General features: G+C 66.0%; 24 protein-coding genes, 1 tRNA gene and 1 pseudogene. 6 read left to right on the forward strand and 20 right to left on the reverse strand.

Going from position 1 to position 22,745, the window contains the following annotated elements:
* The first annotated feature begins 107 nt into the window (after positions 1–107).
* Positions 108–848 carry a DUF427 domain-containing protein gene (locus EL337_RS22130; RefSeq protein ID WP_048632985.1) on the forward strand — a complete coding sequence of 247 codons (741 nt, stop codon included), beginning with the start codon at positions 108–110 and terminating at the stop codon, positions 846–848.
* A gap of 3 nt (positions 849–851) precedes the next feature.
* On the opposite strand, the gene EL337_RS22135 is transcribed toward EL337_RS22130, so the two are convergent.
* The 7 genes from EL337_RS22135 to EL337_RS22165 form a co-directional block, all read right to left on the reverse strand.
* A complete protein-coding gene (locus EL337_RS22135; protein WP_048632918.1) occupies positions 852–1,163 on the reverse strand; it encodes a GNAT family N-acetyltransferase in 312 nt (103 codons plus the stop codon).
* Positions 1,164–1,183: 20 nt separating this feature from the next.
* Positions 1,184–1,645 carry a GNAT family N-acetyltransferase gene (locus tag EL337_RS22140; protein ID WP_232786812.1) on the reverse strand — a complete coding sequence of 154 codons (462 nt, stop codon included), beginning with the start codon at positions 1,643–1,645 and terminating at the stop codon, positions 1,184–1,186.
* 11 nt (positions 1,646–1,656) lie between these two features.
* Complete coding sequence (locus EL337_RS22145; RefSeq protein ID WP_048632917.1) at positions 1,657–2,511, reverse strand: DUF4436 domain-containing protein; 855 nt, start codon at positions 2,509–2,511, stop codon at positions 1,657–1,659.
* Between the two features lie 67 nt (positions 2,512–2,578).
* A complete protein-coding gene (locus EL337_RS22150) occupies positions 2,579–2,962 on the reverse strand; it encodes a hypothetical protein (RefSeq protein WP_048632916.1) in 384 nt (127 codons plus the stop codon).
* Complete coding sequence (locus EL337_RS22155) at positions 2,959–3,717, reverse strand: hypothetical protein (RefSeq protein WP_048632915.1); 759 nt, start codon at positions 3,715–3,717, stop codon at positions 2,959–2,961. Before EL337_RS22155 ends, EL337_RS22150 begins: the two co-directional genes overlap by 4 nt.
* Before the next feature lie 209 nt (positions 3,718–3,926).
* Positions 3,927–4,217 carry a hypothetical protein gene (locus EL337_RS22160; protein ID WP_048632914.1) on the reverse strand — a complete coding sequence of 97 codons (291 nt, stop codon included), beginning with the start codon at positions 4,215–4,217 and terminating at the stop codon, positions 3,927–3,929.
* Positions 4,218–4,426: 209 nt separating this feature from the next.
* Positions 4,427–5,650, reverse strand: a complete 1,224-nt coding sequence (locus EL337_RS22165) for an alpha/beta hydrolase family protein (protein ID WP_048632913.1) — start codon at positions 5,648–5,650, stop codon at positions 4,427–4,429.
* Positions 5,651–5,795: 145 nt separating this feature from the next.
* Between EL337_RS22165 and EL337_RS22170 the strand changes: the two are divergent.
* Both EL337_RS22170 and EL337_RS22175 read left to right on the forward strand, forming a co-directional pair.
* Positions 5,796–7,211, forward strand: a pseudogene (locus EL337_RS22170) (wax ester/triacylglycerol synthase family O-acyltransferase).
* Between the two features lie 37 nt (positions 7,212–7,248).
* Positions 7,249–8,103, forward strand: a complete 855-nt coding sequence (locus EL337_RS22175) for an SDR family oxidoreductase (RefSeq protein ID WP_048632912.1) — start codon at positions 7,249–7,251, stop codon at positions 8,101–8,103.
* A gap of 82 nt (positions 8,104–8,185) precedes the next feature.
* On the opposite strand, the gene EL337_RS22180 is transcribed toward EL337_RS22175, so the two are convergent.
* The 9 genes from EL337_RS22180 to EL337_RS22220 form a co-directional block, all read right to left on the reverse strand.
* Positions 8,186–9,961, reverse strand: coding sequence for a hypothetical protein (locus EL337_RS22180; RefSeq protein WP_048632911.1), 1,776 nt, complete (start codon positions 9,959–9,961; stop codon positions 8,186–8,188).
* 151 nt (positions 9,962–10,112) lie between these two features.
* Complete coding sequence (locus EL337_RS22185; RefSeq protein WP_048632910.1) at positions 10,113–10,409, reverse strand: hypothetical protein; 297 nt, start codon at positions 10,407–10,409, stop codon at positions 10,113–10,115.
* Between the two features lie 81 nt (positions 10,410–10,490).
* Positions 10,491–11,378, reverse strand: coding sequence for a universal stress protein (locus EL337_RS22190; RefSeq protein ID WP_048632909.1), 888 nt, complete (start codon positions 11,376–11,378; stop codon positions 10,491–10,493).
* A gap of 2 nt (positions 11,379–11,380) precedes the next feature.
* A complete protein-coding gene (locus tag EL337_RS22195) occupies positions 11,381–13,198 on the reverse strand; it encodes an amino acid permease (RefSeq protein ID WP_048632908.1) in 1,818 nt (605 codons plus the stop codon).
* A gap of 545 nt (positions 13,199–13,743) precedes the next feature.
* Complete coding sequence (locus tag EL337_RS22200; RefSeq protein ID WP_048632907.1) at positions 13,744–15,270, reverse strand: HNH endonuclease signature motif containing protein; 1,527 nt, start codon at positions 15,268–15,270, stop codon at positions 13,744–13,746.
* A gap of 105 nt (positions 15,271–15,375) precedes the next feature.
* Positions 15,376–15,687 (reverse strand): DUF3303 domain-containing protein, encoded by a 312-nt coding sequence (locus EL337_RS22205; RefSeq protein WP_048632983.1) that lies wholly within the window; start codon positions 15,685–15,687, stop codon positions 15,376–15,378.
* Positions 15,688–16,151: 464 nt separating this feature from the next.
* Positions 16,152–16,547: a nitroreductase family deazaflavin-dependent oxidoreductase gene (locus tag EL337_RS22210; RefSeq protein ID WP_048632906.1), complete on the reverse strand. Its 396-nt coding sequence runs from the start codon at positions 16,545–16,547 to the stop codon at positions 16,152–16,154.
* Positions 16,548–16,668: 121 nt separating this feature from the next.
* Positions 16,669–16,742, reverse strand: a tRNA-Leu gene (locus EL337_RS22215).
* A 251-nt stretch (positions 16,743–16,993) separates the two neighbouring features.
* Entirely contained in the window at positions 16,994–17,305 is a 312-nt protein-coding gene (locus tag EL337_RS22220; RefSeq protein WP_048632905.1) for a hypothetical protein, read from the reverse strand.
* A 253-nt stretch (positions 17,306–17,558) separates the two neighbouring features.
* On the opposite strand from EL337_RS22220, the gene EL337_RS22225 reads away from it, so the two are divergent.
* Entirely contained in the window at positions 17,559–17,747 is a 189-nt protein-coding gene (locus EL337_RS22225) for a hypothetical protein (protein ID WP_048632904.1), read from the forward strand.
* A gap of 94 nt (positions 17,748–17,841) precedes the next feature.
* On the opposite strand, the gene EL337_RS22230 is transcribed toward EL337_RS22225, so the two are convergent.
* From EL337_RS22230 to EL337_RS22240, 3 genes are all read right to left on the reverse strand, one after another.
* Entirely contained in the window at positions 17,842–18,099 is a 258-nt protein-coding gene (locus tag EL337_RS22230; protein WP_048632903.1) for a DUF7218 family protein, read from the reverse strand.
* Positions 18,100–18,169: 70 nt separating this feature from the next.
* A complete protein-coding gene (locus tag EL337_RS22235; protein WP_048632902.1) occupies positions 18,170–19,192 on the reverse strand; it encodes a DNA topoisomerase IB in 1,023 nt (340 codons plus the stop codon).
* Positions 19,193–19,240: 48 nt separating this feature from the next.
* A complete protein-coding gene (locus tag EL337_RS22240; RefSeq protein ID WP_048632901.1) occupies positions 19,241–20,422 on the reverse strand; it encodes a zinc-dependent alcohol dehydrogenase in 1,182 nt (393 codons plus the stop codon).
* A 249-nt stretch (positions 20,423–20,671) separates the two neighbouring features.
* Between EL337_RS22240 and EL337_RS22245 the strand changes: the two genes are divergently transcribed.
* Together EL337_RS22245 and EL337_RS22250 are read left to right on the forward strand one after the other, a co-directional pair.
* Positions 20,672–21,181 carry a flavin reductase family protein gene (locus EL337_RS22245; RefSeq protein ID WP_048632900.1) on the forward strand — a complete coding sequence of 170 codons (510 nt, stop codon included), beginning with the start codon at positions 20,672–20,674 and terminating at the stop codon, positions 21,179–21,181.
* The gene (locus EL337_RS22250) at positions 21,178–21,879 is read left to right on the forward strand and encodes a pyrimidine reductase family protein (RefSeq protein ID WP_048632899.1); all 702 of its coding nucleotides are present in this window, start codon (positions 21,178–21,180) and stop codon (positions 21,877–21,879) included. The genes EL337_RS22245 and EL337_RS22250 overlap by 4 nt, the downstream gene beginning before the upstream one ends.
* Before the next feature lie 6 nt (positions 21,880–21,885).
* Here the strand turns inward: EL337_RS22250 and EL337_RS22255 are convergent, their stop codons facing one another.
* Positions 21,886–22,740 (reverse strand): SDR family oxidoreductase, encoded by an 855-nt coding sequence (locus EL337_RS22255; protein WP_048632898.1) that lies wholly within the window; start codon positions 22,738–22,740, stop codon positions 21,886–21,888.
* Positions 22,741–22,745: the final 5 nt, after the last annotated feature.

A 22,745-nucleotide genomic window follows, 5' to 3' on the forward strand; every position in this document is an offset into this window, starting at 1 on the left:
CCGTGTCAGGCTTTGCCTTGGTCCCACCTACAGTCGCTGACAACGCCGGACGCGTTCGCGAGCAAGGAGTCCCGACTGTGAGCAGCACGCCCCATGACTATCCGCAGATGGCCGCGCAGCGCGGTCGCGTCGAACCCTCCCCGCGGCGGGTCCGGGGCTTCATCGGCCGACATCTGGTTTTCGACACCACTGCGGCCAGATACGTGTGGGAGGTGCCGTACTACCCGCAGTACTACATCCCGCTCTCCGATGTGACGCCGGGCGTGCTGAGCGACGACGAGCACCCGCAACGAGTGCAGTTCGGTCCGACCCGCATCTTCTCGCTGGTCACCGATTCCGGAACGGTTGCGGCGGCTGCACGGGTGTTCGACGCCGGGGACAGCGCGGTCGCCGGGTTGGTCAGGTTCGAGTGGGACGCGGTGGACTGGTTCGAGGAGGACGAGCCGATCTTCGGGCATCCGCGCAACCCGTATACCCGCGTCGACGCGCTGCGCTCTCATCAGCACGTCACCGTCGCACTCGGCGGCGTGACGCTCGCCGACACCGTCAGTCCCGTCCTGTTGTTCGAAACCGGTTTGCCGACAAGGTATTACATCGACCGAACCGACGTCGCCTTCGACCACATGGAGCGGTCAGACACGCAGACCCTCTGCCCGTACAAGGGGGTGACGTCGGGCTACTGGTCCGTGCGTCTCGGCGACGCGGTCCATGCGGACCTCGCGTGGAGCTATGAGGCGCCACTGCTCGCCGTCGCACCGATCGCCAATCTGGTGGCGTTCTACAACGAGAAGGTCGACATCACCGTCGACGGCGTCCCGCTGGCGCGGCCCAAGACCCACTTCGGCTGACCGCTACCTGCGGTCGGTGATGTCGGCGTACTCAGGGTTCTTGTCGATGTACTCGGCAACCATCCAGCAGGTCGGCACGATACGCAGTCCTTCGGCCCGCGTGGCCCGCAGCGCTTCGGCCACCAGAATCGTTGCCAGGCCGCGTCCCTGGTACTGCGGCGAGACCTCGGTATGCGGGAACACTCGGCGGCCGTCGCCGTCGTGGTAGTCGGCGAGTCCGACGGTGCGGCCCTCGACCTCGATGAGGAACCGTCCGGGTTCGTGGGTCACGGTGGTCGCGGCACCGGTGCGATCGGGAGGCGTCTCGGAGCTCATCCCACCCACGATAGTGACGATCAGCCCAGTTGCTTGTGGAAGTAGACCCGCTCGAACCCGTCCTCGGAGCGCCGGTCGACCTCCTGGTAACCGATGAGGCGATAGAAGGTGAGGTTCTCGGTCATCGCCGCGTTGGTGTAGAGGCGCATCTGGGCCAGGCCGCGTGTGCGTGCGATGTGTTCGGCGTGGGCCAGCAGGGTCCTTCCGTATCCGCGTCCCTGGGCGTCAGGGGCCACCGCCACATTCTCGATCAGGAGGTGGTCGGCATGGGCGACGACGATCAGCACCCCGACCAGGACGTGCTCGTCGACCAGCACGTGGGCGTGGTCCGTGTGCGCGACCACCTGGTGGTAGTCGACTGTCATCGGAGCGGGGCGCCGGCCGATGCGCGGCAGGTAGCGGGCGTAGGCGGCGTCGACGATGGCGCCTATGTCGGCGACGTCATCGACCGTTGCGGCCCGGACGGAGGGCAGTGCGCTCACGGGCCGCCTGCCTACTGCTTGTAGTACTTGTACCAGGACATGATGTACAGACCCATCGCCGATACCAGCGCGATCAGGACCCACAGCACGATCGCCTGATCGATCCACGCCCCGGGCGGCGGTGCACCCGGCAGGATATTGCGCAGCGGGACGACCGCGAACAGCATGGCGGCGAACCACGTACACAGCGGCGGCAGGAATTGCCTTCTGCCTCGCAGGGTTTCGATCGCCACCAGCATGGCCATCGCAGGTAGCGCGATGAGTACGAGGCAGATGCCCAGGTCGAAGGCCAACGTGCCGCGGTGGCGGCTGAGCTCAATGATCGACGCCGGTGGATCCGAGTCGGTGGTCTGGATGTGGACGTTCCAGCCCTCGATGCCGCCGCTGACCCGGATGTCGGCCGGCTCCAGTGTGCGGCTGTCGCCCGAACCGATGAGCGCGTCGGCGGTCAGCGGCTTGGTGTTGTACGTGTCGAACGGCCAGTAGTCCGCGTCCCCGTCGGCCTCGACAGTCGCGTCGATGCTGGCCGGGGTCTGGCCCTTGGGGAACTTCAGCTCACCCAGATCGACCCACGGGTAGATGCGGACGGCGATATCGGTGGTGAGCACCCCCAGTTCGGGGTCGATGTATCGCTCCGGCGCGATGAGCAGGACCGAGACCTCGAGTTCATTGGTTGCGGTGTGCACCGTTCCCATGTCGATCGACACGACGGGCTGGTCCGCCGGAGTCGGATCGAACGGCTCCAGTGAAGCGTACGAGCTACTGACCCACCAGTATCCGACGAGCGAGGCGACATAGATCAGCCCGACGATGGCGAGGCTGGAGGTGATGCGGAGCCGCGTACGGAGCGGGCGTCGATCGGACACCGTGCAGATGCTAATGCTCAGAAAGGGCACTCGCCGGTACGCCAGATCGTGTGTCTGGTTTTCGGAGTCAGCCGTTCGACCAGATGGCCTGTGCCGAGGGTTGTTCGGCGCCGACGAGTTCGACCGCGTCGCCCACATCGACGGTGACGACGTCCTCCTGCTGCTGGGCGACGAATGGGAGCTGGAGCAGGCCGTGGAAGTCGTTGGTCTGGACGAAGGTGTGCGCTCGGGCGAACAGCGGCTGGACGTCGAACACCCGCACGCGCAGCTTCTCCCGGCGGAGTCTGCCGAGCTCTCTGCCTGACTCCGGATCGGTGACCACTCGCACGGCACCGGAGTGCACCGCGAAGATCATGCCGGATACCACCCCGGCTTCTGCACCCCGGTTGATCACCAGCGTGTAGTCGTCTTCGATGAGCGCGACCTGTCCCGTCACCGCCCGCTCGGTCATGACGCCGCCAGCGAGTTGCTCTCCGGCAGAGTAGATCTCGATGCCGGGCCGGCCTGAATGCGGGGCCGCAGCCCGTAGTCGTCTACCGAGACGGGCTCGTCGATGTGGCTGGCGGTGTCCTGCTCGGTGCCCAGTGCGAGTTCGACAGCGGTCTTGGCCTGGAAGAGGGCGATGACTGCCTGTTGGTGCCGTTCTGAGCCGAAGGAGTTGAGCGCCAACGTGAGCTTCTTGTCGACGTAGGCGACCGACCGCTCAAGCTCCGAGGTTTCCGCCGCGGCGTGGCCCCGGTCGTCCGCCTGTTCCGCGTCGTGTCGGCCGAACCAGCGGTGCCCGAGTGCTCCGACGGCGATCGAGCACACAGGTACCACCACGATGGCGCACAGCAGACCGGCGGTGCCCGACAGGGCGATCGACCCGACAACGCCCAGGAGCATCAGCACGCCGCAGAGGGAGAGTGCTTGGAGCGCCGGGGGAACCTGATCGATCGCGCGCCAGATCTGCCTGACGACTCCCCCGCCGTACCGCGCGACCGCTGCGATGGCCTTGGCGACGCCGATGACGGCCTTGGTCGCAGCTCGCCCCACTGTGTCGACGTGCTCACGGGTGATCGGGGATTTCGGCATCGTCCACGACTGCCGCGGTGTCGTGGGCACCGGCGCGACGGTGGGCTCGGCCTGCGGGGCCGGCGCCGTCGGCTGCTGGCCCGGCGACTGCGCTGCTTCATTCCCATTGATCACATCTGCATCAGAAGCCACTTTCGTATCATCCCCGACGACGGGCGATCATGGAGCCTGGCGCGCCGAGGCACGGACGCCGGGTGCGCAACCGCTGCGCATGACGTGGGCTGAGAGTGCAGGATGACCCGCCCGTGATTGTGGCGGCGAGCGTGCGATGCAACCTGGCGACGACCGTGACGGGTAGGTGCGGCCCGAACGGGCTGCCCACACCGGTCATCGGCTGTCGATCACTTGTCTTCTTCGTCGGATGTACTCAGCGCGCGGTCCGCTGTTCGAATCAGGTTGCGATTGAATTGGTACTGCGCTGCGACGAGCTTTTCCGCCAACTCGATCGCGGCGTCCACCAGCTTGGTGCGCAGTGGCTGCATCGCCTCTGGCAACGCGTCGTTGACCGTGCGCCGGAAAGTCCGGACCGCCTCTGCCGCGGCATGCTGGCCCATGGTCGCCGATTCGCGCACCTCGTCGAGCAGGGCCGCCGAAGACGTTGTTTCCGTCTGCTTCTCAGATACTTCTGTCATGGTCGTTCCTTTCTGTGTGTAGATGGCTTCGCGACACCAAAGGTATGGCGCGCGCGTGGACTGGACTATGGACGAAGGTCCCCACTTCATGGCAACAAGCGCTTCGCTCACACTCCGACGCGCCATCGCCCACCACTTGGCTGAAGATACGAACCGCGCCGTGCCGGCCCGCGGAAATCGCGCGCCCTCCCGCGTCGCCGCGACCCGCTTTACGCGTCGATGAGCCCCGACTGGACGAGCGCAGAGTCGACGAACCGCTGCACGGGCCGGGACTCGAAGAACCCGGTGTGGCCACCCTGGTACCAGACGATCTCGGGTCGCCCCCAGTGTTCCCAGAGACGCACGACCTGTTCGCGGGGGTGCACGAGTTGATCGGCCACCCCTGCATAGATGAAGCGGCCCCTGTCGGGCACCCGAGGACTGAGCGACAATGGCGACACCATCCGCCCGAGCGGTTCGGCCAACGTCACCGTTTCGCGGCGCGGATCGCTGCGGCCGATACCTGCGTGGCGGCTCAGCAGGCCGGTCAGATCGGCGACCGGCACGCCCAGGATTGCGACGGTGAGACCGTCCTCGACACTGGCCACCAACGACGACACGTAGCCACCGAGAGAGATGCTGTTCAACCCGATCCGAGCATCGTTCTGCTGCAGCCGAATCCACGACAGCAGTCGCCGCACATCCCACACCGCCTGCGCGGCGGCATGGACGTTGTCGAGCACGTCCTCGCCGGGAAACGCGGCTCCCTTGGGCAGGCCGGCCCCTCGCGGCCCGTGCAACGGGAGAACCGGAAGGACGACATTGAGACCGAGATCCTCGTGAAGATGCCACGCGCGGACCAGCGTGAGGTCCAGAAAACCCCGTCCCATGAGTGCGCCGTGCACGCACACCAACCACGGCCTCGGGCTCCGGTGGCGCAGGAGCAGAGCATATTCGCGGCGGTTGGCGGCGTACCCCATCCATCGATCGCGGCCAGGTTCTCCCACCGCGGGCTCGTAGCCGCTGTCGAAGACCAGACGCTCGAACGAGCGCCCGCGCACCTTCACCGGCCGGACCGTCACATCGGTCAACGGTGGCGGCGCCGCGAAGAACTGCTCCGGTGTGTCCAGATATCCACGCGCTCCGTAGAACTCGATGGCTTGTTGCACTTCCTGACTGATCCGTTGGAACACCTGCGTGTCGCTGAGGGGGCGAATCAGTCGGAAGCCGGTGAGCACGATCTCGTCACGCAGTGCCTGCACCGCCAGCGCGAGGGTGGGCCGCGCCAGCGGAAGTTCGGCCCGTTCGGCGTCGAGATAGTCCCGCCAGGATCGCGCGTAGAAACCACCCGCGCGTCGGAGGGGCCGGACGACGTAGTCGAGCGCACCGGGTCCGCGGTTCGCGGACGGAGGTGGAACCGCCAGCGCACCATCGTCGCTGCCAGTGGCTGCCATGGTGGGCGACGCTAGTTCCGCTGCGGTGGCCGAGCATAGGGACTTAGGTCCTGCTCGCGGCGGTCGGTGGACACTTGTGAGACTTCGCCGACGAGGGTCACGCTGTCGCTGTACCGATCGGTTCGAAGTGTTGGGGGGTCTGGCGATGGACCCGCTGGAACCACTGGATGCGGCGATGATCACGGCGGATCTGCTGTCTGATCCGCTGCATGCTGCCGCCCTCCTGATCATGTCTGCACCGCCGGGTGCCGGGCCCGGGTACGTGGACGGCCTGTACCGCGATGCGCTGAGCCACCACGGCGCACTGGACCCGCGCTTTCGCCGACATCCGCACGCCGGTGTGGACACGGGCGGCATCTGGGTGTGGCAGACCGACGAGACCATCGACATGAGCCGACATATCCTGCGCCGCACACTGCCCGCCGGTGCCGATTAGGAGGCGCTGTGGGAACTCATCAGCGAACTGCACTCCGACCCTCTCAGCAGATCGCGACCCATGTGGCTGGCCGTCCTCATCGACGGCCTGGCCGATGGCCGCTTTGCCATGTACATCAAGGTCCATCACACCGTGATCGACGGCGTCGCAGGATTGAAGATGATCGGCGACGCGTTGAGCACCGACCCGGACCGCAGGTCGATGCCTCCGATCTATGCTGCCGCACCGGCGCACACCGACGAGCGGGGCGCCAGGGCGCACGGACTGCTGACCAGCCCGCTGTCCGCCCTGCGGGCCGCGTTCTCCGGTGTCGTGTCCGGTCTCGGGCTCGCCGGGCGGGTGTCGCTCGGCCAGGTGTCCGACGTGGCAGCCAGCCTGGTGACAGGCACTGCGGTGCCGCCCGTCGGTGCGCCCTACACCCGCTTCAACGGTCGGATCGGACACGACCGCCTGTGCACTGGCGCCTCCTGGCCGAAGGCACGGATACGGGCCGTGCAGAAGACCTTCGGGGTCACGGCCAACGATGTGCTGACCACCGTGGTGGCCGGAGCGCTGCGGGATTGGCTTCTGCAGCACGCGGAACTGCCGAAGAAGTCTCTGGTGGCGATCTGCCCCGTGACGGTGCGGAGCCGCGGTCGAAATGCCGACGAGGACAGGCACGGAAATCTGTTCGGCCTTCAATTGTGCTCTCTCGGTACCCATCTGGCCGACCCTGCCGAGCGTCTGTTCTACATCCACCGAGCCATGTCCCGGGCCAAACACCAGGTGAAGAGCCTCGGCGCCGACGCGACATTGGTCCTTCTTGCGCTGAGCATCGCGCCGACGGTGCTTTTGCCGGCACTCCCCTTCGCTCCCCGGTTTCGGAGAGGCTACAACGTGTCGCTGTCCAGCGTCCCAGGACCGGAGCACGAGATGTACTGGAATGGAGCACATCTCGACGAGATCTACCCGGTGTCGGTGGCGATTGCCGGACAGGCTCTGAACGTGACCATCTGTTCCTACGCCCAGCGGGTGACCATCGGCTACGTATCCGGTCGCACCATCATGCCGGACATCGGATCACTGGTCGAGCTCACAGAGCGGTCACTGAGCGCTCTGGAGAACTCGTCGGCCCCGGCGTCGTGATGCCGCCACCGCGAATCACCAGTGAGGAGACCAATACATGGGCATCTACGCGGTGACCGGATCGGCTTCCGGCATGGGTCGAGCCGTCGCAGAGAAGTTGCGCCGGGACGGTCACACCGTCGTGGGTGTGGACGTCAAGGACGCCGACATCGTCGCGGATCTGTCCGACGTCCAGGGACGCCGGGCAGCCGCCGACGCCGTGCGGAGGGCATCGAAGGGCAGCCTCGACGGCGCCGTTCTGGCGGCCGGGCTGGGCCCTGGCCCGGGGCGCGATCGGCCGCGGCTGATCGCGCAGGTCAACTATTTCGGCGTCGTCGACCTGCTCGAGGCGTGGCAACCCCTCCTCGCTGCCGCCGACGGCGCGAAAGTGGTCGTGTTCTCCAGTAACTCGACGACGACGACACCTGCGGTGCCCGCCCGTGCCGTGCGCGCTTTCCTGGCGCACGACGCCGAGAAGGCGGTGCGCGCCGTCAGGCTCTTCGGGGGCAGTGCGTCGGTGATGGCCTACGCCGCGTCCAAGATCGCCGTGAGCCGCTGGGTGCGCCGAGAAGCAGTCGGCAGCGGGTGGGCCGGCGCCGGGATACGGCTGAACGCGCTGGCGCCGGGAGCCATCATGACACCGCTGCTGCAGGAACAGCTCTCAGACGGCAGGCGTGCGAAACTCGTGCGGTCCTTCCCCGTTCCGACAGGCGCGTTCGGCGATGCCGACCAGCTGGCCGAATGGGTACTGTTCATGCTGTCCGACGCCGCGGACTTCCTCTGTGGGAGCGTCATATTCGTCGACGGCGGCACGGATGCGTACTTCCGCGCCGACGACTGGCCCAAACCGGTGCCGGTGCATCGGCTGCTGCCGTACTGGAGGCGTTTCCGGGCCGGCGCCGGGCGTCAATGACCGGGGGATGCGGCACGTGTCTGGCACCTTCCGGACACGTGCCGCAACGATGTGAGCAGCCAAGCCCTCGGACGGCCCGGGGTCACCCCTCGATCAGCAGGCGCACCGCCGGGGACCGCCGGGACACCAGCGAGATGACCGACCGCGGCTGGAACTCGGTCACGGTGGGGACGACCGCGGTGCCGATCACCACACCGCTGGCAGGACCCTTCGGGGTCTCGAGGTTCAGGGTCTGCCCGGGCTCGCCATAGATGCCGTCACAGTCGGCACCCGCGCAGGCACCGGTCGACGGATCGATGCGGCCCGCGAAGATGTCGTTGACCCAACCGGCGATGAGCGTCTGTGCGGCAGCCTGGTTCTGCTCCGTCGGGAAGCCCTGGTACAGGTGCGAGACGAGCTGAATGAGCCAGCTTCCGCCCTGCATGGAATCCAGGTGTTGGCCGCCGTCGAGGACCACCCCGTTGAAGTGCCCGGGCCGGTGCTCGTTGAGGGCCGCGTCCACCCGGCGCGGGTCGGGGTCCTTCGGAGCCCCCAGTTCGAACACCGGGATGTACGCGTCCAGGCCGTCGAGTTTGTCCAGTGCCACAGGAAGCACATTTCCGGGAGGAGCTCCGTCGAGCAGGACGATCCCGGCCAGCTGATTGGTGCCACCACTGGCGGTGACCTTGTCGGCGTAGTACCCCGCTGCTCCCGCGGCGACTCCGGCACCCAGGGAGTGCCCGACCAGGGTGAACCTGTCCGGCAGCGCGGCGTCGCGGCCGTACTTCCTGGCGAAGCCGGCGGCCACCGCACTGGCGGTCAGCGCGTCCCGGTCTCCGAGGAAGAGGTCGGCGGTGGCGCGGTACACCTGGTCGTCACCGAGCCAGAAACCGTCGCGGACATAGCGATTCGACGACAACGTCGGGGCGACGACGATGCTGTTGGTACGTTCGGCCAGCCAGGCCGCGGTGTAGCTGTACATCGGGCCGATGCCGAGGTAGCCGTGCTGCAGGTAGATGATGCGCTGCGGCAGTTCGGTGCCCTCCGGGTAGTACCAGTCGGCGCGGATGGTGTGGCCCTCGGCGATCTCCAGCCGCGAGCTGCGGACGGTGACATGGCTGCCGGGCGGCACCACCGGCGGCCCGGAGACGAATCGGACGGCCGCGCCGATGATCTCCATGACCAACGACTGGACGATGTCTTGGAATGTTCGCGGCTGCGCGGCAGCGAGTGTGGCCGGAGCGGTGACCGTCGTCGAAACTTGCTGCGCCGCAGCAGTGTCGACAGCTGCTCCCGTCTTGGTGGCCGTGCCGGTCGACATGATCGGGGAGTCGGTGTTTGCGCCTGGGCCGGCGGCAGGCTCGGCCTCCGCGGATCCCGGCGCAACCGGGGTGACCTCGATCTGCTCTTGCGGCTCGGTGACATCGGGGTCGACGGCTGGGACGCCCTCCGAATTCGGGGACGAGTTGTCGGCGCCGGGCTCGGGTGCAGTATCCGAGTCCGGGTCGTCGACGTCTGCACCCGACGGATCGGCGGTCTCCTCGGTCTCGGCATCGTCGCCGACGTCGGTGGCGGTGTCCGTGCCGTCCGCGTCGTCCTGATTGCCGTCGCCGGCGTCGTCGGAGGCGTCGTCGGTGTCGGAGGCGTCGTCGGTGTCGGAGGCGTTGCCATGACTCGGCCCCCTTGTCTTGGTGTTCTCCCCTGCGGTGTCATCGTCGCGGCGGGGGCCGCGATCGGCGCTGTCAGACGTACTGGCGCTGGCGGAACCCGAGGTGTCCGATCCGGTATCCGCGCTCGCGGTGTCGACTCCGGCGATCAGCGCGGCAGACACCCCTGCCGCAACGACGCTCGCACCCATCCACGCTGACAGTTGTGCCATCGGTCTCCCAATCTAGAATTTTGACGGCCGTCAATATCGGCCGCGGCTCACCGTAGAGCATCGTCGGGCTCCGCTGGACAGATTTTGAGATCTGGTCATTTTTGTTCCACGGTTTGTCGCGCGCGGCCCCCACTGAACAGCGCCGGAAGGATCACAGGCGGTACATCTCCCGCGCCATGGCCGCGTTCTCGAAATAGTCCGGTCGACGCCGCGCCGTCCGGCGTCGCTCAGCCCGGGCGTCGCAGCGCCGTGCCCACCAGAGGCGGAGGGCACTGCGCGGCCGCGCGGCCGACGACGCAGCCGCGGTGCCCAGCATCACCTCCGCGACAGCGATGACGACGATGTCGTCTGAGGTCCGAGGCGTCGCGTCCTCGGCGCCGCGGACAGCGGAAGGCATTGTGCAGGCGTGTTCTGTCATGCCGACGAGCATCGTCAGCGGTGCACTCACAAACTTGGAGTGAAGGTAGAGATCGGGTGGAGATCGTCGGCTGCTACCTGGCCGGCGCCGCTCGTGACTTGCGCACCGGAATCACGCTGTTGGTCGGCGCGGCACGATCATCGTCGGGACCGGAGCATGCCGCAGGATCTTAGCCGCGGCCGAGCCGAGGAACACCTGGGCAACTTGTCCGGCCGCGCCGGACCCCAGGACCAGGACGTCGCCTTCCGCCCACTCGATGGCCTCCACCGCATCGCGCCACGTCGCCCCCTCGCCGATGGTCACCTCGGCATCGAGGGTGTCGATTCCCGAACGCAGCTGCTCCAACTGCGCCGCAATCCCGTCCTGTGTGCGCTGCGCCCACTGCTTGACCACGAGGTCTTCGTTCTCCGGTTCGATGGCGCCGCTGAACATGGCCACGGGCCGCACGGTGAACGACGCGATGCGCAGTCGCGCCGACCATCGTTGCGCCAGTTCGGCACACGTGGCGACAAGCCCGACCGCGTCCGCGTGTCCACCGTAGGCAACCGTCAACCGCTCGATCTTGCCGCTCTGCGCCGGATAACCGCGCGGCGCAATGGCCACCGGAACCGCCGCGGTGTGCACGAGCCGATCGGTCACGCTGCCGAGCGCGATCCTGCCGAGTAAACCGGACGACGACGATCCGACGACGACGACGTCTGCGTGCATCTCCGCCGCCAGGTCGGTCAATCCCACGGGCACAGAGGGCGCCTGGTGCACCAGTGGCCAGACATCGACATCGTCGGGAAGCTGGTCGACCATCTGCTGGACAGACTTCTGCGCCTGCTCGGCAAGGTAACTCAGGTATTCGTTCTCGTAAGGATCCGGCTTCCGCGGCCATGGCCGCTCGACGATGGCCGCCGCGATGATCCGGTCTCCGGTGCACCGCGACAGCTGGGCCGCCAGGTGCAGCGGCGCCGGGCCGTGCCCGCTGGCGCTGAAGCCCGCGATGATCGTCATCGTCACACCCCCCTGCCCGCAACGGATTTCGCGACGACATGGGTCACCGGAATCGTGAACTGAGCGCGAGCCCGTTCCACGAGGTCGAAGCGCTGCCATGCCGAGAACTCCGGCGGCAGCGTCGAGATCACGATCTGGTCCGGGCCGAACTTCTCGACCGCGCTCGCCAGAGCCCGTAGCGGTCGTTCGTCACCCAATTCGCCTTCCGCTGAACCACTGTCGGACCGCAATGCAGCCAGCGTGGTTTCGAGCCTCTCGGTCGCGGCCTGTTCCGTGGCTTCCGAGACATCTCGCGGACCGTGTGTGGCCGCGGCACCGGTGTCGACCGGGCTGCGGGGGACCACCACCAGATACTCGGTCTCCTTGTCGACCCCGATCTGGTTGAGCTCGGCGAGCAGTTCGTCAGAATCGACAGTCTGATTGGCCAGCACCAGCACACGGTGCGGCGTGCCGGTCGGTTTGTCATCATCGCGCGTCGGCCGTTTCTTCACGAACCACTTGTTGGCGACGAAGAGCAGCAGCACCACCGCCCACGACAACAGGCTGAGCACCAGCTGGGACCGCAGCTCGGTGTCAATGAACATCTGCACCAGGATCGCGACGATTCCCAGCGCGGTGAGGATCGACAGCACGGGGAACAGCCACATCTTCACTCGCAGTTCGGAATCCGGTGTGCGGTATCGCAGCACGATTTGAGATATGGAGATCAGGAGGTAGACGAAGAGGATGATCGCGCCGCTGGAGTTCAACAGGAACGCAAAGATGGTGTCCGGCGACACCGCCGCGGCGATGACGCAGAGGAAGCCGATGACCGACGACGCCAGGATCGCGTTGGCCGGCACGCCACGACGGGTGACCTTGACCAGAGCCGGCGGCGCCTCACGGCGGGCGGCGAGCACGAAGAGCATCCGCGACGCGGTGTACATGCCCGAGTTGAGGCAGCTCAGCACCGCGGTCAACACGACCGCGTTCATGATGTGGTCGGCATACGGGATGCCCATCTCGGTGAAGGCGGCGACGAACGGCGATGCGGCCACCCCTTCGTCGTCCCACGGCAAGATGGTCACCAGCAGCAGCACGGCGCCGACGTAGAACACCAGGATGCGCAGGATCACGGAGTTGGCGGCTTTGGCGACGGCCCTCTCCGGATCGGAGGACTCGGCGGCGGCGATGGTCGCGATCTCCGCGCCGACCATCGAGAAGATCACAGTCACGATGCCGACGGTGATCACACTGAAGCCCAACGGCATGAACCCGCCGTGACTGGTGAGGTTCGAGAAGTCCGCAGATTTACCCGGCCACAGCCCGAAGACGAATGCGGCGCCGAGTGCGATGAAGGCGATGATCGCCGCGACCTTGATTCCCGCGAACCAGAACTCGAACTCGCCGTAGGACGCCACGGAGAACAGGTTGGTGGCCGTCATCAGCACCATGAAGATCAACGCGGACAACCACAGCGGAACGTCAAACCAGTACTGCACGATCTTGGCACCCGCGATCGCCTCGAAACCGACGACGATGACCCAGAAATACCAGTACAACCATCCGACAGAGAACCCGGCCCAGTGGCCCAGAGCGTTGCGTGAGTAGTCGGCGAACGAGCCGGTGGACGGGTTGGCCACGGCCATCTCCGCCAGCATCCTCATCACCATGATGATCAGCACGCCGGCCATGCCGTAGGTCAGAAACGCGCCGGGCCCGGTGTCGCCGATGACCACCCCGGAACCGACGAACAGGCCGGCCCCGATGACGCCGCCGATGGCGATCATCGTCAGCTGGCGCTGATTGAGGGCTTTCTTCAGAGTTGGTTCCGCACTCATGTGGACCTCCGTCGCCGATGGAACCTGACCCGACGGAGTACCCCGATGTGATCCACCTCACGCAACGGTGTTGTGCCAGGTGGAAGGCGGTTGGTCCGCCGAGAAGGGTGGCTCGCGCACGACGTCAACTGCCCGATCGACCCGAAGCAACCAGCGGTCTGCAGCGCCGACAATCAGGTCGCGTCTTCACGGCGAGCCTGGAGTTCCTGCGGCCGCACCTACGGCAGTCATGGCAGGCGTAGTGGACGCGGGCGGTTGCCCGCGCGGCGTCCTCACCGTGATCGGCAAGCTGGAGGGCGACCAGGGTCAGACGGCGCCTTTCGTCAGCTGCATGGCCGACAACTGGTTGCGAGACCGGGTTGGACGCCGGGCCACGCAGGCGCGCCTAGTTTTTGGGGCGACTTCCTGAGCAGGTAACTTCACCGACTGGCGACGAGATCCCCTCGCAGCACTGGTTGCTCAGCACCCAATACCCATCCTCAGCAATCACATTCACGAGTGTGAACGGTGGGCACGTGCGGTGGGGCCGCGTCGATTTACGGCTGTCAGGCCGCTTGATTGCCGGGAGGCGCGGGCCCTCCCGGTTCACCGGGATCATCGACCGGCCGCGGAGTACCGGTTTCGGCATCGTCGACCCGATCATCACCCGCGGATCTCGGCGGACTATCAGAGTTGTTGCCGCCGTGAACCTCTAATTCATCCTGCGGGCGCAGGAGGCGTTCAGGGCGATGGTAGTTGTTGACACGGGCTTGGCCGGTGTCGAGGTTCGGTGGTGGGATCCACTCGACCTCGTGGCGCTCGTTCATACGGGTATCCCAGCCGCCGTCACGGTCGACGCTGCGATTGTCGGGTCCGCATGCCAGGCCCATCTCATCGACGTTGGTGTTGCCACCATCAATCCAGTCGGTGACGACGTGGTGGACCTGGGAGCCGTAGGCCCCGACAGTGCAGCCGGGTTTGGTGCAGCCGCCATCACGGGATATCAGCATGATCCGCTGCGCAGGCGAGGCGATGCGTTTGGCGCGGAACAGCTCCAGCGCTGACCCGGTGGGTTTGTCGAAGACCGCCAGCGCGTGGTGGGCATGGGCGCCCATGCGCACCACATCGGCGATCGGGACGACGGTGCCGCCGCCGCTGACACCGACACCGGCGCGGGACTCCAAATCTTGCAGAGTGGTGCGGATGATCACCATCACCGGCAATCCGTTGAGTTGGCCCAGTTCCCCACTCATCAACGCGATCCGCCCGACCGCGACGATCGCATCGTGTTGGCGCTGGGCCAGGCTGCGGTGATCGCTGTCGATCTGCCCTTGGGTGGGCGTGCCCGAGGTGCACGGCTCGGGATCAGCCGGGTTACACATTCCCGGGGCTGCAAAGCGGGCCAACAGCGGCTCCCACACAGCCCGCGCCTCCGGGGTCATGTCGGCGACAAGATGGGTCATGCCGTCGGCGCCCTGTTTACCCATCGACAGTGCGCGCTTGCGGTTCCGTTCGGTGTCATCGGGTTCGGGGCCGTCCTGATCCAGCAGGAACAGGGTCAAGTCGGCCAAGTCCTTGACCTCTTTGGGACCGTTGCCGACCGCGGTGCGCACCATATCGACCTCGAACTGGTCCCGGGTGGTCGCATCGACGAAGCCGGGCAGTTTATTGACTGCTTTGCGGATCACCTCGACATGCTCGGCGGTGATCAGACCCAGACTTTGGGCGACCGCTGTGGCATGCAGCACCGGAGGCAGTGGTGGGCCGGTCAGCGAGGACCGCGGCGCCAATAGATCAGCTTCGGTCAGTCGACGGTTGGCCTCCGAGGTGGAAATCCGCCAGCGCACGGCCAGGACTTCTTTCCAGTTTTTGGCGCCCATCGCCTGCGGTGTCGTCTCGGCGCGCAACCGGGCCAGCAGACGCTGCGATGCCGAGGGCAACTGACAAGACAGCGTTTCCAGTTCATCAAGTGCACTCAGGAGCTCGATCCAATCGAGCAGATCGATATCGCAGCCGGCAACGGTGTCGAAGGCGGCGCGCAGCGCGGAAACCGCCACCGCCAACTCGCCTTTCGACATAGTTCGAACATACATTCGACCACCGACAAATGTGGTGCCCTCGACGGAGGTCGTAGAACGCCGCCTCGGCGTCTACCGGACCGAGGGCCCATGCCCTCGGGCTGTACGAGCCGCCGAAGGTCAGCTCACCGACTCACGAAAGGCGAGGCCCTCCCGGGCCGAGACCACGGTGTCGGCGATGTCTTGCACCGGGTACACCCGGTACTCGACGTAGGGGCCGAACTTGGCTGTGGTGCTCGCGATGTCCGCCGGGTTGTCGGTCTCGATCACGGCGAATGTGCCGCCGCCGTCGAGCCGCCCCACGAACTGATGAAATGTGGCACTCGCCGGCGGGCTCCATTTCGAGTAAAGATCCAGAATCCGACTGGCAGCGGCTTCGTTCTCCTCAGCCGATCCGTTCAGTCGAAAGTCCATCGACACTACGTACTTCATTGCCGTCTCCTTCACGGAATCCATCTCGATAATCAAGATCGGATACACCGATGGTGAACCCGTAACCGCACCACCCGAGGCGGAACGCACATCTCAGACGGGGGTGCTTCCGGACGAAACACTCAGCCCCACAAAGCATTCTTTGCCAGCACTCGGGCGCCGTCAGATCAAAGAGCGCAGATCTGTGCCACATCGTGGTTGTTGGCGTTCGCCCGTAGTCGGCAGGTGTGGGCATTCGGTAGCGGTCGACCAGCACGGAGGCGGTTCACGCGGCGAAACCCATCGATCGCGCCACGGCCCACACCCAACTCTGCGCCACGCTGGTCACTATCGAGGATCAGCTCGGGGTTGCGTACCGCACTGCCGACCATTCATGCGACCGGCGGTGCCCCCAGTCGGACTCGAACCGAAACTTGGCAGTTTTGAGCCGCTTCCTCGGCGCTCTGCCCGGTGCGGTACCGAGGTCAGCCCGCCGAGCCCACTTTCGTCAGCAGCACGGCCGCCTCGTTGTAGGGAAAGCCTCGGTAGAGCAGGCGAGAACGCGGTACGACGAGGGCCTCGGCCTCGGCCTTGCTCACCACCCGAGGGTTGACCAGCGCGATAGCCCGCCCACGCTTGTGCAGCACCGTCTGTCCGCCCGCCAGGGCGTTCTTCAACCAGTCCGTCTGCAGGCCGTAGCCGACAAGGATGGCGTAGCCATCACGGGTCTGGAAGACCAGAAGGGGCGTTCGATATCGCCTACCCGACTTCCGCCCGACGTGCTCGAGCGTCCCGAGGTTCGGAAGCCACGGTGTGATCGTTCGAGCCGCCGGATTGGTGACTCGCTTGTTGAACTCTGCGACTCGGCGAGGCACGCGCATTCTCGGAGTCTAGGTACAGGTCGAAGTTCCTCGCTGACGCGGTGCTGACGCGGGAAGCCGCCAACGACAGTGACCGCGCGAACGTTCGAGCCGCAATTGGTCCTAGCTGCTGTTTTCTCGGTGCCCCCAGTCGGACTCGAACCGACACTGTGCGGATTTTAAGTCCGCTGCCTCTGCCAATTGGGCTATGGGGGCGCTGCCGCCGCCGATCCTATCGGCGAGACCACAGCCGGTCGTGCGCCGGCTTCCAAAGTATGGCCCCAGCCCGAGCGCACCATCCGACCAGGATTCGCCCCCGACACTTCACATCCGCGACCCTTAGCGACCGGAAATGCCCGGCACGCCGGGCCTCCCCGCAGCTGGCTTCTTGACGGCCAGACGCCCGGATACACAAGTGAAGTCGCCGATAGCGCCTATGGCAGATCGAGCGCCGCGCGCGCCGCGCGTCAGCTGGTGGGCGGCTCGTAATGCGCCTCGGGATGCTTGCGGTGCCACTCCCGCTGCTCCTTTTGCACCTTGTGGTGCGCGCGATTGAGCCACGTCAGCCCGCCGGCGATCAATAGGACGGCCAGCAGAGAACCGATCACCCCGCCGACGGTGACTCCGTTGGCGAAGGAGAACAACCCGATCGAGACGCACACCAAACCGAGGCCGATCGCGATGATGCCCGGCGCATTGATCCCGGCCTTCATCGCTTCGCCGGCATGCTGGCGAGTGGTACGTGCGTGGTCGACAGGATCTTTCGATGTGTCGGGCATGGAGACTCCTTCCGAGCTCGTCGGTAGAACTCGCGCAGGCCGATCGCGACCGAGCATTACGCGCTCAGACGCGGCAATTCGCTATGCGTCGCAGGGCGAACGCAAGGTGCGCGGCGGGCCTCTGTGACCCGCGTCCTCTACGTCGGCCGAATAGCCCTGCGAACACCCGCGCAAACGGTTAGCCATGTTACGTAATACTTGCCGTAATACATGTAGGCGTTTCAGCGGCCCTGTGTCAGGGCATCTGGGCACCATGAGTGATCCAGGTTCCGAGAAGGCCGAATCCGACGTCGAGGTGGACTCCAAAGTGGCGGGTTCACGCGCGTCCAATGATGAGGGCGAGCAAGACTCAGCCAGTGGGCCCTACGTTGGGCGTTCTAGCTCCGATGACGATTTCGACGCCGGTGAGTCCGGCGCCGAGGCGCGCAGCGACGACAGCTGACAGGCTTCGGACGACTGATCACTCGATAAGCAGCGGAACGCCAGTCGAATTCGCTACTGCCGACAGGCCGTGAGCGCGTGCAGTCGACGCCGCCTCAGTGCTCGCGCAGGGTGGCGATGAGTTTGTCCTTGGTCAAATGGGAGTATCCGGAAATACCCAGTTCCTTGGCGCGCTGCTTCAGATCACCCACCGTCCAGTCGTAGTACGACCCGGACTTGCCGCCCTTCCTGCCGACTGACGACGCGCCGCGAGCCGCGGCGGCATTAGATATCCGCGCCGCCTTCTCCTTCGAGTTACCCTCGCGGCGAAGATCGTCGTACATCTTTTCGTTCTTGATCGATGAGTTCGGCATAACGCCTACCTCCTCCGTCGGAAATGCTGTGCTATTGGCTTCCCCGCCCACTCGCAGGCAAAACCGACAACTAGCCCTTGGCGACGCGGCGGATCAGCGACCTGGTGGCCTTCTCCAGAATCGCCTGCCCTTCGTCGGGATCGTCAGACTTTCCGGCCCGCTTCACCGCCGACGCAATCGTGATGCCCCGGGCGTATCCGTCGACCACCCGCGGATCGACGTAAGACTGCCTGGCCACCGCCGGGGTGTTGCCCAACTCGTGAGCGACCTCTTTCATCACCGCCGAGGCCTCCCGCTTGACCGCCGTCTTCGACGTCGGCTCCTTGGCGACGGCGAATGCCGCAGCGGCCAGGACCGTCCCGTGCCAGGTGCGCAGGTCCTTGATGGTGTACTCGTCGCCGACCAGTTCCTTGAAACGCGCGTTGACGTCGTCAGCGCGCAGGTCGATCCAGTCTTTGCCAGAACCACCGCGGCACACCAGCAATCGGTCCGGGCGTCCGTCCTGGCGCACCAGGGCGCGCACCGTACGCACGACCTCGGGATCGTCAATCTCGATGTAGCGCTGCACACCGCTCTTGGCGGGAAAATCGAAGACCACTGCTGTGCTACGCAACGTCACGTGTTCGCAGAGCAAGGTCGCCAGTCCGTAGTGTTCGAACTCCTCGGCCGACGCTTCACCCCCGGCCCGGAAATAGCCGCGATCGAGCAGCTGGTGCGCGAGCGCCAACACGCGCTCGCGGACGAGCCCGCGCTTGCGCAGATCCTTGAAGATCTGGGCACGCCATTGCGGCAGGCGCTCCGAGAGTTCGAGAACCCGGTCGAACTTCTCTTCGGCCCGCTCCTGCTGCCATTTCTCGTGGTACAGGTACTGCTTTCGGCCGGCGGCGTCGACACCGACGGCCTGGATGTGGCCCGACGGGCGGGGGCTGATCCAGACGTGCTTCCAGGCCGGCGGGATGACCAGATCCTTGATGCGCTGCTCGGCGTCGGGGTCGTCGAGCAGCGCACCGTCGGGGCCGTAATAGGCGAATCCCTTCCCGCGGCGCTTGCGCGCAATCCCGGGCCCGTCAAGCTTGCTGCGGGTGAGCCTCACGGCCAGTCTTCTACCCCGAAAACTCCCGGCTCACACCGTCACTGCAGCTCACGGCTGAAGGATGACCTTCACCGCACCGTCCTGCTTCTTCTGGAAGATCTCGTAGGCGTGCGGAGCATCTTCCAGCGGCAGCACATGCGTCGCGAAACTGTCCACACCGAGCGGGTCGGCGTCGGTCAGCAGCGGCAGGATGTCGTCCACCCATTTCTTGACGTTGGCCTGGCCCATCCGCACCTGAATCTGTTTGTCGAACATCGTCAGCAGCGGCAGCGGATCGGCCATGCCGCCGTACACGCCGATCAGCGACAAGGTGCCTCCGCGTCGCACCGCGTCGATGCCCGTGTACAGCGCGTCCAGGCAATCCACACCCGCCTTCTGCATGAAGGGCTTCGCGAGCGCGTCCGGCAGGAATGTCGCCGCGGTCTGGGCGGCACGCGCCACCGGCGACCCGTGGGCTTCCATGCCGACAGCGTCGATCACCGAGTCACTTCCACGGCCACCGGTGAGGCGACGAACCTCGTCGCCCACCGAGCCGTCCACGTTGGAGAAATCGATGGTGTGGATGCCGCGCTCGGCGGCCCGGGCGAGTCGCTCCGGGACACGGTCGACGGCGAACACCTGGTATCCCAGATGCTGCGCGATACGCGACGCCATGTCGCCGATCGGGCCGAGCCCGAGCACGGTGACCGTCCCGCCGTCGGGGATGTCGGCGTACGCCACCGACTGCCAGGCGGTCGGCAAGACATCCGAGAGGTAGACGAAGCGCGAATCTGCCGGGCCCTCAGGAACTTTGATGTGAGTGAATTGTGCCTGCGGGACTCGCAGATACTCAGCCTGCCCGCCGGGGACGGAACCGTAGAGCTCGGAGAATCCGAACAGTGCAGCGCCCATCCCCTGGTCGCGCACCTGCGTGGTCTCGCACTGGGTGTAGAGATGCATGTCGCACATGTAGCAATGGCCACAGGAGATCTGGAACGGGATGACCACCCGGTCCCCCACCGCAAGGTTGGACACTGCCGACCCCACCTCGCGAACGATGCCCATGGGCTCGTGGCCGAGGATGTCGCCCTCGTTCATGAATGCACCGAGTACTTCATACAGATGCAGGTCGGATCCACAGATATTGGTGGAGGTCACCTCGATGATCGCATCGGTAGGTTCCTCGATCTTCGGGTCTGCGACGGTGTCGACTCGTACATCTCTGCGGCCATGCCAGGTAACTGCCTTCATGCCCACGACGTACCCGGGGATCGGTCACCCAAACGCGCCGAGCGCCGACGATCACGACCCCCTCACCCTCGCTGCCGCGGTTCTGGCCGGCATAGGGGCGGATATCGACCGTACGCAAAACCGAATAAGCTCTGCAGCAACCGATTCGGCGGTTCACCGCGCATCCGCGGCATCACCGCGATGTAACCGCCGTCACCGACGACGATATACGGCGTTTGAGGCGCCGAAGTGGCGGTAACGTTGCCAGTTATGGGCGACCAGGGCGGCGATGGTGGCGCGGCGTCATTCGACAGCCTGGTGGGGCTGCTCGACTACCCGATGTTCGTCGTCACCACGATGGCGGATGGCCACCGGTCCGGATGTCTGGTCGGCTTCACCTCGCAGACGAGCATCAACCCGCCGAGATTCCTGGTCGGACTGTCCCGACGGAACCACACCTTCGCCGTCGCACAGGACGCCGAGTACCTGGCAGTGCACCTGCTGCCCCGCGAGGAGTTGGCTCTCGCCGAGTTGTTCGGCGAGAAGACCGGTGACACAGAAGACAAGTTCGCCGAATGCGCATGGCATTCCGGCCCGCAGGGGATGCCGATCCTCGACGCAGCGCCGGCGTGGTTCGTCGGGCACGTCATCGACAGGTTCGATCTCGGCGATCACGTCGGACATCTCATCGAGCCCGTCGCCGGCAATGCGCCCGACGAACTGGGCGACCTGATCACCTTCTCCGACGTCCGCGATCTGGAACCCGGTCACAACGCATGACCGCGGTCACGACGATCGACGACGGCGGCGCCATCGAGGACCACGGATATCGTCCGGCGCCACCGGGATTGCGCGCAAACATGATCTTCAGCGCCGACGGCGCCGCCGCGTTCCAGGGTCGCGCGGGACCGCTGTCGAACGCCGCGGACTATCAACTCCTGCTCGCGTTACGCGCGTACACCGACGTCGTCCTCGTCGGGGCGGGCACAGCGCGCGCCGAGAACTACGGGCCCGTCCGGCTACGGTCCGACCACCTCGAACAGCGCCGCGAACTGGGACTGGGCGACACGCCGCCGCCGATTGCCGTGGTGTCGCAGTCGGGACGGCTTCCGGACCGCCTGCTGGAGTCGCCCACGCCACCGATCCTGATCACCAGTACGCGTAGCGCCCGAGAGCGCGAGACACCCTGTCGCGTCCTGGCCGCCGGTGACCACGCCGTCGACGTGCCGGAGGCGATACGGCTACTCAACGAGCAAGGGATGGAGCGCATCCTGTGCGAGGGCGGTCCGACGCTGCTCGACGAGCTGGTCGATAACGACCTCGTCGACGAGCTGTGCGTGACCCTGGCGCCGTGTCTGGCCGGGAGTCAGCCACTCGGAGGCGGCGCGCCTGCGAGCATCGCCGCGCCTACCAGCCTGCGACTGGCCCACGTCCTGGCGGCGTCCGATTACCTGTACCTGAAGTATCAGCGCGTCTGACCACGCTCAGCCGGGCAGTGTCTCGCCGCCGATCGGAGCGAGCACCTCACCGCTGTAATACGACGACATGCGTGAGGCCGCGAAAAACACATACGACGGTGCGATCTCATCGGGCTGCGCCGCCCGCTCCATCGGCACCTGAGCACCGAAGTTCTCCACCTTCTCGGCGTCCATGGTGGCCGGGATGAGCGGGGTCCACACCGGGCCCGGTGCGACGCAGTTGACCCGAATTTTGCGCGAGGTCAACGACTGCGCCAACGAGTACGTCAACGCGATGACAGCGCCCTTGGTGGCGGAGTAGTCGATCAAGGACTTGTTGCCGCGCAGCCCGTTGATGGATGCGGTGTTGATGATCGCCGACCCGTCCGGGAGGTGCTGCAACGCCGCTTTGGTGACGTGGAAGAAGCTGTCGATGTTGACCGCGAACGTGCGGCGCCACTGATCGTCGGAGATCTCCGAAAGGTCGTCCTGCGGCGACTGGAAAGCGACATTGTTCACCACGATGTCCAGTCCGCCAAGCTGTTTCACCGTCTGTTCGACGATGCTGCGGCAGTGTGCCGGTTCCGCGAGGTCGCCGGGCAGCTCAATGCCGCGTCGGCCTGCCGCCTCGATCAGCGACACGGTGTGGGCGGCGTCGGACGTCTCGTTCAGGTACGCGATCGACACGTCGGCGCCCTCCTTGGCGAACGCGACCGCGACGGCCCTTCCGATGCCGGAGTCGCCACCGGTGATCAGCGCCCGCTTGCCGGCCAGCAGCCCGGAGCCGACATAGTCCCGCATCTCGTCGCGGGGCTTTTCACTCATGTCGGCGGTCTCACCGGGGTAGGGGATCACGGCCTCGGGCGTCACGTCGCTGCTCACCGTGC

Origin of the sequence: Mycolicibacterium aurum, from assembly GCF_900637195.1 — a bacterium.
GTDB classification, from domain to species: Bacteria; Actinomycetota; Actinomycetes; order Mycobacteriales; family Mycobacteriaceae; genus Mycobacterium; species Mycobacterium aurum.